This window comes from Paenirhodobacter sp. CAU 1674, assembly GCF_029222945.1.
In the GTDB taxonomy this organism is placed as follows: Bacteria; Pseudomonadota; Alphaproteobacteria; order Rhodobacterales; family Rhodobacteraceae; genus Rhodobacter.
The window spans coordinates 1-13,538 of sequence record NZ_JARHUH010000022.1 but is presented as its reverse complement, the minus strand read 5'-3'; the positions used below and the strand labels follow the sequence as shown (position 1 = coordinate 13,538).

Sequence of the window (13,538 nt, the reverse complement as noted above, 5' to 3'; positions counted from 1 at the left end):
ACTCTGCGTCCGGCGGCGATCGCGGCGCTGATCAAGGCGCGCGAAAGCGTCGTTTTTCCACTGCCCCCTTTCCGGGCCATCGCTGCGATCACCACAAGATTTTCGTTCGGCATTCTGATCCTCAGCAAAAATAGTGAATCGCAACGATAATGCTAAAGTGTCGCTAAACGCATGAGGCGGAGGGGTCAAGCAGAAGTCGGGATGCGACCCGCGCCTGGCATGCTGCGGGCGGCGTTTTGCGATGACCGTGCGACGTCTGCCGTGGTGCCTTCAGCATTCGTCGCGGGGCACCACACACCCTCCAAATGTCGGGATGCGTTTGGCGATGTGCTGCGGACGGAATGCAGGTGACGGATAGCGCGCTCCAGACGACGGGAGGCAGTCTCGCGTATGTCGTTCTGCGGGTGACGCGAGACGGTCAGCACGCGGCAAAACCCGTCTTGCGGGGTGCAAGAGACGGGGCGCGAAAGACGCGATGCGCGATGCGGGGACCGCATCGCGTGGTGCCATGAGCGCGAAGCGCGATCCATTTGACAAAGGACGGGAAATCGCCCCTGCAGGGCGATTTTCTACATTGAGTACAAGCCCTTATAGCCGACTCCACTTGCGTTGGGAGTCGGCGGGCTTGTACGAAGTTGGCGGGAAAAACATCCCGGATCCGGCGCGAATGTTTCGACTGCCATTGCGGTTTGCAGTCCAACCCCGGGGACAGTCTGCAAGCGCTTCACCACCGCGGATTTCTTGGCCATTTCCCGCATCTCACCCGTCATCTCTGCGATCTGCGCTGTCAGCTGCGCGATATGGTCGACATAGACATGCGCCAATTCGCGGACTTTGCATGGCATGGACACCGTTTCGTCTTCAATCATCGCAGACAGTTTCTTCAGGCCACACATATTGGTCGCGGCAATCACACCGTGTTCCGCCAGATGCGAACGCAAGGCGTTGATCGTTTGGGTGCGTTGGCCAATGAACATCTGCCGCGTCCGATAGGCCATCGCGCTGATCTGCTGATCCTCGGGTTTGGGCTCGACAAACCTCATGGTCGGACGTGAGCCCGCCTCGGCAATGGCTTCCGCGTCTGCCATATCATTTTTCTGGCGTTTGACATATGGCTTCACATATTGCGGTGGGATCAAGCGTGGACTGTGGCCGAGGCGTTCAATCTCCCGCGCCCAACCGTGGGCGGTCGCACAGGCTTCCATGGCGACGATGCATTTGGGTTGCTCCGAGAGAAACGGCAGAACCTGGCTTCGAGAAAGCTTTTTGCGAAACACGACGGCACCGGCTTCGGAGGCACCATGCGCGTGGAAAACGTTCTTTGCCAGATCAAGGCCGATGATGGTTGCTGTAGTCATGTGGGTGCCTCATTCCTTTGCCACGCTGCCATCAGCATGACGATATGTTGCGATGACGCCGGGCGGCGGCATCCACACCATCATATCCCTTTCTCGGCTGAGAATTGACGGCGTCTGAACACCGCCATGATATGCCGCCCCTCAGGGCATCACCAACTTTCGCGCGTTACTCCTCACTCCCGAAGCGGGAGTTCTGCAACAACGCCGATCTTGCCCGCGATCAGCAAGACCACGGCAAGATTGAAGGAATGGAAGGGATGAACCGTAAAGAAGGTCACGCGGCGGCGCCTGTCAGAATGCTGTCAACTGATGTTGATTCCGCTTTGCCCCGGATCCGCCTTCCGGTCAAGGGCGGGGCCCCGCGCCTGCCTCAGGCGGTGGTGTGAAATCCGTTATCGGCATAGACCACCGATCCGCTCATGGGACTTGCGGCCTCGGTTGCCAGAAAGGCCGCCAGCGTACCGATCTCTTCGATGCTTACCAGTTTTCCCGCAGGCGTACGGGCGCGAATCTTATCCATCAGCGCATCGAACCGGTCGATCCCCGAGGCGGCGCGGGTCTTGACCGGACCGGTTGAAAGCGAAAAGGCACGAATCCCTTCGCCCGCCAGATCGGCCGCCGCATAGCGGACCGAAGCCTCCAGCGCGGCCTTTACCGGACCCATGAGGTTGTAATTCTCGACCACCCGATCCGCGCCGTAAAAGCTGACCGTGATCAGCGAACCACCCGCCTGCATCAAAGGCCGCGCCAGCCGCGCCATGCGCAGGAAGGAGTGGCAAGAGATATCCATCGCCGTCGCAAAACCTTCGGCCGAAGCGTTGACAACGCTGGTGTGCAGATCCTCGCGCGGGGCGAAGGCGATGGCATGAAGCAGAAAATCAAGCCGCCCCCATTCAGCGGTAATGCGGTCAAACACGGCTTCCAACTGGCCGGGTTCACGCACATCGCAAGGAAGGAACAGCGGCGCACCCACTTCCTGCGCCACGGGTTCGACCCATGGCCGGGCCTTTTCATTAAGAAAGGTCAGCGCCAGCTCTGCCCCCGCCGCGCGAAAGGCCCTGGCGCAACCGGCGGCGATGCTGGCCTCATTCGCCACGCCAACCACGAGGCCGCGTTTGCCTTTCAGATCAATCATGTCGCTGCCTCTTCGCTGACGGCCTCCTGGGCGATGATGCTTTCCTCATCGGTCGGAATGACAAGAAGCTGCACCCGGCTGGCGGCGGTGCTGATCCTGCGCGACCCTGCTTCATTGGCATCGGGGTCAAGCTCTGCCCCAAGCCAGGCCAGCCGCGCGGCGACACGGGCGCGGATACCGGGCTGATGCTCGCCGATTCCTGCCGTGAAGACCAGCGCGTCGATCCCGCCCATGCTGGCGGCCAGCCGCGCCACCTCGCCGGCGATGCGCAGGCAGAAAAGCTCAATCGCCTCGGCGGCCTCGGGGCGCGGGCTTGCCATCAACTCGCGGCTGTCAGCCTCAAAGCCTGAAACCCCCAGCAGCCCGCTTTCGCGGTAAAGCATCGTCTCGACCTGTTTCAGGCTTTGCCCCATCTCGCCCATCAGATGCAGGATGACGCCGGGGTCCAGCGCGCCCGAGCGCGTCGCCATCGGGATACCGTCGAGGGTCGAAAACCCCATCGAGCTGTCGATACTCTCACCGCCCCGGATCGCGCAAAGGCTGGCACCGCTGCCCAGATGGGCGGCGACCACCTTCGCATCCGGGGCCATATCGCCCAACTGCCCGGCGATATAGCGGTAAGAGAGGCCGTGAAACCCGTAGCGCTTGATCCCCTGGTCATAAAGCGCGCGCGGGATGGCAAAGCGGCGCATCAGGGGTGGGTTGGTTGCATGAAACGCTGTGTCGAAAGAGGCGGTCTGCGGCACATCCGGATAAAGCGCACGCATCGCCCGGATCAGCGCGAGGCTTTGCGGCTGATGCAAGGGCGCGAGCCGTGCCAGCCCGTCGATCTCGGCGATCACCTGATCGGTGATCCGGGCCGGGCCTGTGAAGATATCGCCGCCATGCACCACCCGGTGGCCGATCACCGCGAGGCGCGACAGATCGAACTGCCCGGCCAGCCAGGCGAAAGCCTGGTTCAACACCGCCGTCAGATCGCCGGGATCTGCACTGATCGGGCCGGACAGGGTCTCGCCATCCCGCTTCAGTCGCACCGCGAAGGGCTCGTCGCGAAAGTCGATCACACCCGTCGCCAGCGGGCGCGGCCCGGCGATCTCCAGCGCGTAAAAGCCCAGTTTGATGGTCGAAGACCCGGCATTGAAGGTCAGGATCAGATCGCGGGTCACGCCTTTGCCTCCGCTTTGCGGATCGCGACCAGCTTCGCCAGCGCGGCAGAGGCGATACGGGCCGACAGAGGATCGGCGCGGCTTGTCAGCACGATTGGCACCCGCGCGCCCAGAACCAGCCCCGCCGCCGTGGCGCCTGCGAAATAAATCAGCTGTTTGGCGAGCATATTCCCCGCCTCAAGATCCGGCACCAGCAGGATATCGGCCTCACCCGCCACCTGCGAGATGATGCCCTTGGTCGCCGCCGCCTCGGGGCTGATCGCATTGTCAAAGGCCAGCGGACCGTCGACCAGCGCGCCTGTGATCTGACCGCGTGCCGCCATCACCGTCAGCGCGGCGGCGTCGAGCGTCGCGGGCATCATCGGGTTCACCGTCTCGACCGCCGCCAGTACCGCAACCTTCGGCTGATCCAGTCCCAGCAGCCGCATCAGATCGACGGCATTCTGGCAAATGTCACGCTTATGCTCCAGGCTCGGCGCGATATTGATCGCGGCATCGGTCACGATCACCGGCTTGCCATAGGCCGGCACATCCATCGCATAGACATGGCTGATCCGGCGTTCGGTGCGCAGCCCGCCGGTTCTCGAGACTACCGCCGCGAGCAGTTCGTCCGAATGCAGGCTGCCCTTCACCAGCACCTGGACCTCGCCGCAGGCAGCCAGTTCCACCGCCCGCGCCGCCGCCGCATGGCTGTGCTCGACCTCTTCGATCCGGAACCCGTCGAGCGCAACCCCGGCCTCTTCTGCCGCCGCGCGGATCTTGGCGCCAGGGCCGATCAGGATCGGGTGGAGCAGCCCTTCGTCGCGCACTTCGACCGCGCCGAGGATCGCGGATTTCGAACAGGGATGCACCACCGCCGCCCGCACCGGCGGCAGCGCGCGGGCCTCTTCGACAAAGCCCTGCCAGCGGCCTTTCGGCAAGATCACCGCCTCGGGAAGGTTCCCCGGCACCCAGGTCAGTTGCTCGACCGGGGCCAGCACCAGCGCCTCGCCCGAAAGCACCACCTCGCCCCGCTGATTGCGGGCGGTGGTCGTCAGGCGGACGCGGTTCTTGCCCTCGATCAGCTCGGTCACTTCGACCTCGGCGGTGATGGTATCGTCGGGCGAGACCGGCTTTTGAAAGCGGATCTGCTGGTCGAGATAGATCGTCCCCGGCCCCGGCAGGCGGGTGCCCAGCACTGCCGAGATCAGAGCTGCCGTCCACATGCCATGGATCACCACATGGCCGAATGGCCCATGCGCGGCGAAACCGGGATCCAGATGCGCGGGGTTGGCATCGCCCGATACGGCGGCGAAAAGCGCAATATCATCGGGGCCGACATGGCGGACAAGACTGGCGCGGTCACCGATTTTCATCTGGTGGAACAGATGGTTGGTCAATGTGTCGGTCATCTGGTCACCTCTGGAAAACGTAAGTGCCGGGCGCATCCGCCAGCGCCTTGCCCATCGCGGGCGGCGCGGCGAGGGCGGCGGAATGCGCGGCGAGCCATGCCTGCCAGGGGGTCCACCAGGACCCCTCGGTCGCGGGATTGGCTTCGGCCCAGGTCTCGGGCGGCAAAAGCGCATCGCCATGGGCGCGGGTCGCAAGCCGGTAGCGGCGGCGCGGATGGCCGGGGGGCGAGACGATCCCGGCATTATGCCCGCCCGAAGTCAGCGCGAATGTCACTTCGCAATCGGTGAACTGATGGATTTTATAGACCGATTTCCAGGGCGCGACGTGATCGCGCTCGGTCCCGACTGCAAAGACCGGCACCCGGATATTCTGCAACAACACCGTCTTGCCCCCGGCGGTGAAGCGGCCCGAGGAGAGTTCATTCTCCAGGTAAAGCCTGCGCAGATATTCGGCATGCATCCGGTAGGGCATCCGGGTGCTGTCGGCATTCCAGGCCATGAGATCATTCATCGCCGACCGCTCGCCCATCATGTAATCGCGCACCATCCTGGACCAGACGAGGTCGTTCGAGCGCAAAAGCTGGAAAGCCCCCGCCATCTGATCGGCGGAAAGATAGCCCCGGTTCCACATCATGCTTTCCAGGAAATGCAGTTGGCTCGGGTCGATGAACAGCGCAAGCTCGCCCGGTTCGGTGAAATCCACCTGCGCCGCGAGCAGCGTCAGCGAGGCGAGACGCGCATCTCCTTCCCCCGCCATCGCAGCCGCCGCAACCGAGAGCAAAGTGCCGCCGAGGCAATAGCCGGTGGCGTGAATCTTCTGGTCGGGCACCAGACGGGCGATCTCATCAAGCGCCGCCATCACGCCCAGCTCGCGGTAATCTTCCAGCGTCAGATCGCGGTCTTTCGCATCCGGGTTGCGCCAGGAGATTGCGAAAACCGTATGGCCCTGCGCCACCAGCCAGCGGATCAGCGAATTTTCCGGGCTGAGGTCGAGGATATAGTATTTCATGATCCAGGCCGGGACGATCAGCACCGGCTCGGGGTGCACGGTTTCGGTCGCGGGCGTGTATTGGATCAGCTCGATCAGATGGTTGCGGAAGATCACCTTGCCCGGCGTCACGGCCACATCGCGGCCCGGGATGAAGTCTTCGACGCCCTCTGGCGGCTCATGGCTGATCTGGCGGGTCACGTCCTGCAGCCAGTTCTGCCAGCCCTTCACAAGGTTCATGCCGCCCGTGGCCCAGGTCCGCGCCAGCACCTCCGGGTTGGTGAAAGGGTTGTTCGAGGGCGCGCAGACATCGAGCATCTGCTTCGCGGCAAAAGACACCACATCCTCGTGGTGCTTCGTCACACCCGGCACCTCATGGGTGACGTTATGCAGCCATTGCTGTTGCAGCAAAAACGCCTGTGACATCCAGCTGAAGGGCGGTTTCGTCCAGGCCTCATCGGCAAAACGATTGTCGCCGGGCAAAGGCGTGATGACCGGCGCGGCCTGCGGATCCATCGCCGAAGACATCAGATGCGCCATGAGACGCTGCCATTTGCGCCCTGCCTTGACGCCCAGCTCCATCCGCTTGCCCGGCGCCTGTGCCAGATGAAAGGCCCAGTCGAAATAAGCCATCATCATCGAGCCGGGAGAGATCCCGCCGCTCAGCTGACCGGAAAGCGCCTCGCGGATCCGATCAAAGGCCTGGAAGGCCTCGATCCCGAGGCTTTCCTCCAAGAGATCTTCCGACGGACCCCGACCACCTGCTTTAGGATTAAGTGCCATGCTGCGCCTCCAGTTCGACGAGGGCAAGATAACACAGGGAAATCAACATGTGTTGATTTAGATCAAGGAGCGCCTGGTTGTCTTCTTCCACAATCGGCGCGTGTAGACTCGTTTTCAGGAGAAATGCCAATATGAGCCGCCAGACAGCCGAAAAAACCACCCCGAACGCCAGTGTCGACCCGCTGAGCCTTTCGCATCAGATGCTTGAGGCCGTCCGGCAGGGCACGATCCTCTCGCCACAGCTCTGGCACGAGGGTTGGGCGGTACTTGCCGAGGCTGCCGATGAACAGGCAAAGGTGCTGCACCTGCTGGCCCAGGCCGATTCTCCGGTCACGGCTTTGGCCATTATTACAGGGTACTGGCAAAACAGCACTCAGCGCGGCTTCGAAACCATGACCCGGCTGATGATGCCTGCTCTGAAATTGAGATGAGGAGCAGGGCCGAGCCGGCCCTTATCACTCTGCCAATGCGCCACCGATGCCATTGAACACACCACCGACCTGATTGAAGACAAAGGCACCAGCCTGACGTACCCCACCGAAAAGGGTATTGTCCACCTTCGCCCCAGCCTCGCCGGAAAGCAGGCCGACATAGCGGCTATGGGCGGAATCATTGGTGGCGACATCGGTGATATCCACGATCCGGATCCCGGTCTCGACCGCCAGCCGCTGGATCGCCGGATCATGCACATCGGCAAGCCCGAGCCGCGTTCTCCGCGACGAGAGCCGCGACGACAGTTTCAGCGCCGGATCGTCAGAGGAGACGAGCACCGTGATCGGGTGTTTCATCGGGCCAAGGCTGGCCATCTGGGCGCGGAAGAGGTCGATATCGATATCGGGCGCGGCCAGCACCAGCTCGATCCGGTCCAGCACCGCGCCGCGCCCGGCAAGGCGCAGCTGCACCAGTGTCTCCATGGTCATCCGCGCGCCCATGCTATGGGCGAGCACCGGCACCGGTTCGCGGACAGAGCGCTGCTTTGTCAAAAGCCACAGCACATCGGCCAGCGCCGCGCGCGAGAAATCCGAGGCATCGCGGTCGGCCAGATAGGCCCCGGCATTCCCCGCCGAGGGCCAGGTGAAAAGGACCGGCGCCCCCTTCATACGCGCATCGACCGAAAGCTGCACCGCGCGATAGAGCGCCTCATGATAGCGGGTGTTGAAGCCATGGATGTAAAGCCCGACGCCCGTACGCGGCAGCCTTGCGGCAAAAGCCTCGCGGCTGAGCGTGGTCTGACGACGCACGGCAAAGTTCTTCGCGGCATCGCTCGCACCATCGGGCCATTCAATGCGCCCCGGCTGATGGACCGGCGGCACCGAGACCTCATATTCCAGCCAGCTCGGGCTGCTGGAACGGGTTGCGCCAAAGACCCCCGGCGATTGCGCCTCGGGCGCACGGGTGGTCACAGTCAGGACCCGGACAAGGCGGGCGCCCTCGGGCAGGGCGCCGGCATCGGGGGCCAGCACCTCTGGCCCAGGGCGCGAAGTGCAGCCCGCAAGCGCGAGAGTCAGGATCAGAAGGGCTTTCTTCAACATACCTTACTACCGCAGGAATTTACGAAATCGCATCAACGCCAGCCAGAAGAGCGCCACCCCGATGGCCAGCAGCGCCAGGAACTGCGGCCAGACCACATCAATCCCCGCGCCGCGAAACAGGATGCCCTGCGACAGGATGATGAAATGCGTGTTGGGGGCTGCGAGCATGATGGTCTGGATGATCTCGGGCATCGATTCCCGCGGTGTCATCGCGCCCGACAGCACCTGCAGCGGCAAGAGCGCCATCATGAGGAGAAGCGCGAATTGCGGCATAGACCCCGCAACCGTGGCGAGGAAAATTCCGAGGCCGGTCATCGCGAAGACCATCAGCACCGCGCCCGCAAGGAACAGCAGGACCGAGCCCTGCACCGGCACCGCCATCAGCCCCTGCACCACCATGATCAGCGATAAGCTTGACCCCAGCAGCACCACCAGCCCCATCGACCAGATTTTTGAAAACATGATCTCGGTCGCGGTGACGGGCATGACCAGCAGGTGCTCGACCGTGCCATGTTCCTTTTCGCGGATCAGCGCCGCGCCGGTCAGCACCAGCGACAGCATGGTGATCGACCGGATCACGGCGGAAATCGCGCCGAACCACTTCGGATCCAGCGAGGGATTATACCGCGCGCGGAGCGCCAGATCGACCGGCAGCGCGGTCTCGGCCCGGTAGCCCGCCACATATTCCGAAACCTCGGAGGACACGATCTGCTGGATATAGCCGCCGCCGGTGAAGGCCTGGCTCATCCTTGTCGCGTCGATATTCAGCTGGATCGCCGGGTTTTTTCCGGCCAGCACATCGCGCGCGAAATCCGGTGGGATGTTCAGCGCAAAAGTATCCAGCCCCTGATCCATCCGCCGATCCATCTCGGCCGTCGTGGTCATCTGCGGCTCGACAAAATAGGGCGGATAAAAGGCCGAGGTGATGCGGGCGGAGAGATGCGACTGATCCTCATCCACGATCGAGATCGCGGCATTCGTCAGCGCCTCGGGCGAGACGTTCGCAGAGGTCCAGATCGAGAGCGAAAAGGAATAGACGATCAGCACCAGCATCACCGGATCGCGCCAGAGCCCGCGCAATTCCTTGACGCCCAGATTGAAGGTGTTGCGCAGGTTCATCCGCCCCTCACTTCGCCTGTTTTTCCAGGAAGGCCGCCGCCAGCCCGATAATCACCGGAATGGCGATGCCCATGGCCAGCATCGGCCCGGCCAGTTCCGCCATTCCGAAGGCCTTGGAGAAAGCCCCCCGCGCGGCGGTGATAAACCAGGTCGAGGGGTAGATCTCGCCCAGAACCCGGCCAAAACCCGACAGCGAAGAGACCGGGTAGATCAAACCCGAATAGCTGACCGCCGGGATCATCGTCAGCATGGCGGTCGCGAACAGCGCCGCGACCTGACTTGCGATGAAGACCGACACCAGAAAACCAAGCGCCGTGGTCGCGGTGACATAGATCAGCGCCGAAAGGGTAAAGCCCAGAAAACTGCCGTTGAAGGGCACTGCGAAGAATGTGACCGCCATGGCCATCATCAGGAAGAAATTCAGCATGGCCAGCGCGATATAGGGCAGCTGTTTGCCAAGCAGAAATTCCAGCCGCGTCACCGGCGTGACGTAGAAATTGATGATCGAGCCCAGTTCGCGTTCACGCGCGACCGAAAGCGTGGTCAGGATCGCCGGGATCATCAGCAAAAGCAGCGGGATGATCGCCGGGACCATCGCATTCAGGCTGCGCACGTCGGGGTTGTAGCGGTATCGGGTCACCAGTTCGAAACTGCCGCCGCTCGCCTTGTCACCGTAAAGCTGACGCGCCTGACGTGTGATCCAGTCGGCATGCATGCCCTGCACATAGCCCTGCACCGTATTGGCGCGGCTGGGGTTGGCGCCGTCGAACCAGGCCCCGACCTGCACATCCCTGCCTGCCGCGATATCGGCGGCAAAGCCGGGCGGGATCTCGATCGCCAGCGCCAGCTCGCCCGAGCGCATTCTTGCGTCGATCTCGTCGTAACTTGTCAGGGCCGGCTGTTCGATGAAATAGCGCGATCCCGCAATATCGGCGATATAATTGCGGCTGGTGGTGGTCTGGTCGCGGTCAAGGGCGGCGAAGGTCAGATCCTCGACATCCATGTTGATGCCCAGCCCCACCACGATCATCAGAAGAAGGCTGCCGACCAACGCCATGGTCAGCCGGATCGGATCGCGCTGCAATTGCAGGCTTTCCAGCTGCGAATAGCTAAGCAGTCGCCGCAGGCTGAAGCCGGATTGCTGCGCGTGATGGGTCACCCCGGCTGCGGGGGCCTCGGGCGCGGCCTCGGGCGCAGCGGCGGGGGCGGGTGCCGTCTCGCCAATCGCCTCTTCAAGATAGGCGATGAACGCGTCTTCCAGCGTGGCGCAACCTTTGGCTTTCGTGATCCCCTCGGCGGTGTCCGAGACCAGCACCTTGCCCGCATGCATCAGGCTGATGCGGTCGCACCATTCCGCCTCGTTCATGAAATGGGTCGAGACAAAGATCGTCACGCCATCCTTGCGCGAAAGTTCCGCCAGAATGCGCCAGAAGCCGTTGCGCGCCACCGGGTCCACCCCCGAGGTCGGCTCGTCAAGGATCAGGATCTCGGGCGCATGGATCATCGCCACCGCCAGCGAAAGCCGCTGGCGGATACCCAGCGGCAACGCCTCAGGCAGGCTGTCGGTCACGTCGCCCAGATCGAACCGGGCGATCATCTCGTCAACCCTGGCGGGGATCTTCTCGGCCGCCATATCGAAAAGCCGCGCGTGCAGATCAAGGTTCTGACGCACCGTCAGCTCGGAATAGAGCGAGAAGGCCTGCGACATGAACCCGACCCGGCGGCGCACCGACAGATCGCTTGCATCGACCTCATGGCCGAAAAGCTTTACCCGGCCCTCACTCGGCTCCAGAAGCCCGGTGAGCATCTTCATCGTCGTCGTCTTGCCGCAGCCGTTCGAGCCGAGGAAGCCGAAAATCTCGCCCTTCGGGATGCGGAAAGACACGTTATCGACCGCGACGAAATCGCCGAAGCGCTGTGTCAGCCCCTCGGCCTCGATGGCGATGTCGCTGTCATCGGTGGTCCGTGGCGGGATCACCACGGCGCTGTCTTCGCCCCGGTCTTCCTCCGGCAAAAGCGCGATGAAGGCGGCGTCGAGGTTCCCGGCTCCGGTCCGCGACAGCAGATCCTCTGTGGTGCCGGTGGCCAGCACCCGGCCCGCGTTCATCGCGACCAGCCAGTCGAACCGCGCGGCCTCTTCCATATAGGCGGTGGCGGTGATCACGCTCATCCCCGGCCGCGTCACGCGGATGTGGTCGATCAGATCCCAGAACTGGCGGCGTGACAGCGGGTCGACGCCGGTGGTCGGCTCGTCGAGGATCAGGAAATCCGGATCATGGATCAGCGCGCAGCACAGGCCCAGCTTCTGCTTCATCCCGCCCGAGAGTTTGGCCGCCGGGCGCGAGCGGAACGGCGTCATCCCGGTCGCCGCCAGCAGATCGGTGATCCGCCGCTCGCGTTCAGCCTTGTTGTGGCCGAAAAGCGAGCCAAAGAAATTGAGATTCTCCTCGACTGAAAGCGTCGGATAGAGGTTCTTGCCCAGGCCCTGCGGCATATAGGCGATGCGCGGGCAGACGCGGTTTCGATGCGCCACATCGCGCATATCGCCGCCCAGCACCTCGACCGTGCCCTGTTGGATCACCCGGGCACCCGCCAGCAGGGACAGAAGGCTCGACTTTCCGACGCCGTCCGGCCCGATCAGCCCGACCATCCGGCCCGAAGGGATCTCCAGCGTCACATCATCCAGCGCCGTGACCTTGCCATAACGCAGCGTCAGGCCTGAGACCCCGGCAACCGCACCAGAAACGGGGCCGCTCATTTCACGACATTGGCAAGAAAGTCAGGCCAGGCGGCATTCGGATCAAGCCGCAGATAGGCCATGCCCGGCAGGCCGGTTTTGACATATTCGATATGGCGCGACAGCAGCTCCGGGTCGATGCGGGCGCGGACGCGGAACATCAGCTTTTCGCGCTCATCGGCGGTCTCGACCGTTTTGGGCGTAAATTGCGCCACATCGGCGACATATGAGACGGTGGCCGGGATCACCAGCTCCTGCGCCGCATCCATCACAAGCCGAACCTCAGAGCCAACCTGCACCCGACCAACCTGCGACGTCGGCAAAAACACCGTCATATAAACATCGCCAAGATCAACAAGGCTGAGAATCCGCCCGCCGGACCCCACAATCTCACCCTCTTGTGCGATGCGGTACTGGATCCGGCCAGAGCGCGGCGCCTTCAGAGTCGCATCGTCCAGAGTGGCCTGAATGGCATCGATCGAGGCCTTGGCCGCTTCGACCGCCGCGCCCGCATCCACCACCTGGGCATTTGCACTGCTGACACCCGCCAGCGCGGCCGCATGGCTGGCTTCGGCCGAGGCCACACCGGCACGGGCCTGGGCGGACCGGGCGCGGTCATCATCCAGCACCTGCTGCGAGATCGCACTGGTCTTTGCAAGCTGCTCAGAGCGTTCAAGCCTGCGCGACGCGGCATCGGCAACCGAGCCTGCCTGATCAACCGCGGCCCGGGCCGCGCGCTCTTGTGCCTCGGCCTGAGCGACCAGCGCCCTTGCTGTCTCGACGCCGATTTCGGCGCGGGCAAGCTGCGCTTCGGCCTGACGTTTTTGTGCGTTCAGCTGCACCACGTCCATCTGCACCAGCACATCGCCTGCGCTGACCATGTCACCTTCGGCAGCGGTGATTTCGGCGATTCGGCCGCCGGTGAGCGCCGCGATATCCACCTCGGTCGCCTCGATCCGGCCATTGGCGCTGGCAAAACCCGCCGGCAGACCGGCGGGTTGCAGCCGGTCCCAGGCCAGCCAGCCAAGCACGGCGACAACGGCCAGGCCGCCCAGAATAATGGTGTTTCTGCCGGGCTTTGCCATGATCTGCCTCTGATTGCTGTGCTGATGGATGCTTCGCGCATGTCCCGATGCGGTTTTCGCCCTACGCTCCCCTGTTGTCAACTGTCGCGTTGCCCTTTAATCGGTTCTGCCTCACTTTGTGGGGAGTGGACAAAACATGGGGGTCATGCGGCGCGTTTTCTGTTTGCGACGGTCAGCCGACCATCGAGAACTGCGGCCCTTGTGACGGCTACTCGGTGAGCCCCTTTGGGCGACCACCGCATCC

General features: G+C 63.2%; 10 protein-coding genes. 1 reads left to right on the top strand and 9 read right to left on the bottom strand.

What is annotated here, in order from left to right; translation table 11 throughout:
* Positions 1-569: 569 nt before the first annotated feature.
* The 5 genes from P2G62_RS17545 to P2G62_RS17525 form a co-directional block, all read right to left on the bottom strand.
* Entirely contained in the window at positions 570-1,358 is a 789-nt protein-coding gene (locus P2G62_RS17545) for an IS110 family transposase (protein ID WP_275736180.1), read from the bottom strand.
* Positions 1,359-1,728: 370 nt separating this feature from the next.
* Positions 1,729-2,493 (bottom strand): enoyl-ACP reductase FabI, encoded by a 765-nt coding sequence (gene fabI / locus P2G62_RS17540; RefSeq protein ID WP_035745640.1) that lies wholly within the window; start codon positions 2,491-2,493, stop codon positions 1,729-1,731.
* On the bottom strand, positions 2,490-3,659 hold the full coding sequence (locus tag P2G62_RS17535) for an acetate/propionate family kinase (protein WP_275736179.1): 1,170 nt from the start codon (positions 3,657-3,659) through the stop codon (positions 2,490-2,492). The genes fabI and P2G62_RS17535 overlap by 4 nt, the downstream gene beginning before the upstream one ends.
* Positions 3,656-5,050 (bottom strand): bifunctional enoyl-CoA hydratase/phosphate acetyltransferase, encoded by a 1,395-nt coding sequence (locus P2G62_RS17530; protein ID WP_275736178.1) that lies wholly within the window; start codon positions 5,048-5,050, stop codon positions 3,656-3,658. The genes P2G62_RS17535 and P2G62_RS17530 overlap by 4 nt, the downstream gene beginning before the upstream one ends.
* Positions 5,051-5,054: 4 nt before the next feature.
* A complete protein-coding gene (locus P2G62_RS17525; protein ID WP_275736177.1) occupies positions 5,055-6,821 on the bottom strand; it encodes an alpha/beta fold hydrolase in 1,767 nt (588 codons plus the stop codon).
* A 131-nt stretch (positions 6,822-6,952) separates the two neighbouring features.
* On the opposite strand from P2G62_RS17525, the gene P2G62_RS17520 reads away from it, so the two are divergent.
* The gene (locus P2G62_RS17520) at positions 6,953-7,252 is read left to right on the top strand and encodes a hypothetical protein (RefSeq protein ID WP_275736174.1); all 300 of its coding nucleotides are present in this window, start codon (positions 6,953-6,955) and stop codon (positions 7,250-7,252) included.
* A gap of 24 nt (positions 7,253-7,276) precedes the next feature.
* Here the strand turns inward: P2G62_RS17520 and P2G62_RS17515 are convergent, their stop codons facing one another.
* From P2G62_RS17515 to P2G62_RS17500, 4 genes are read right to left on the bottom strand one after another with little or no spacing between them, the layout of a single operon-like run.
* Complete coding sequence (locus tag P2G62_RS17515) at positions 7,277-8,353, bottom strand: alpha/beta hydrolase (protein ID WP_275736173.1); 1,077 nt, start codon at positions 8,351-8,353, stop codon at positions 7,277-7,279.
* A 6-nt stretch (positions 8,354-8,359) separates the two neighbouring features.
* Positions 8,360-9,472 carry an ABC transporter permease gene (locus tag P2G62_RS17510; protein WP_275736172.1) on the bottom strand — a complete coding sequence of 371 codons (1,113 nt, stop codon included), beginning with the start codon at positions 9,470-9,472 and terminating at the stop codon, positions 8,360-8,362.
* Between the two features lie 7 nt (positions 9,473-9,479).
* Complete coding sequence (gene rbbA, locus P2G62_RS17505) at positions 9,480-12,230, bottom strand: ribosome-associated ATPase/putative transporter RbbA (protein ID WP_275736171.1); 2,751 nt, start codon at positions 12,228-12,230, stop codon at positions 9,480-9,482.
* Positions 12,227-13,294, bottom strand: a complete 1,068-nt coding sequence (locus P2G62_RS17500; protein ID WP_275736170.1) for an HlyD family efflux transporter periplasmic adaptor subunit — start codon at positions 13,292-13,294, stop codon at positions 12,227-12,229. The genes rbbA and P2G62_RS17500 overlap by 4 nt, the downstream gene beginning before the upstream one ends.
* Positions 13,295-13,538 lie beyond the last annotated feature (244 nt).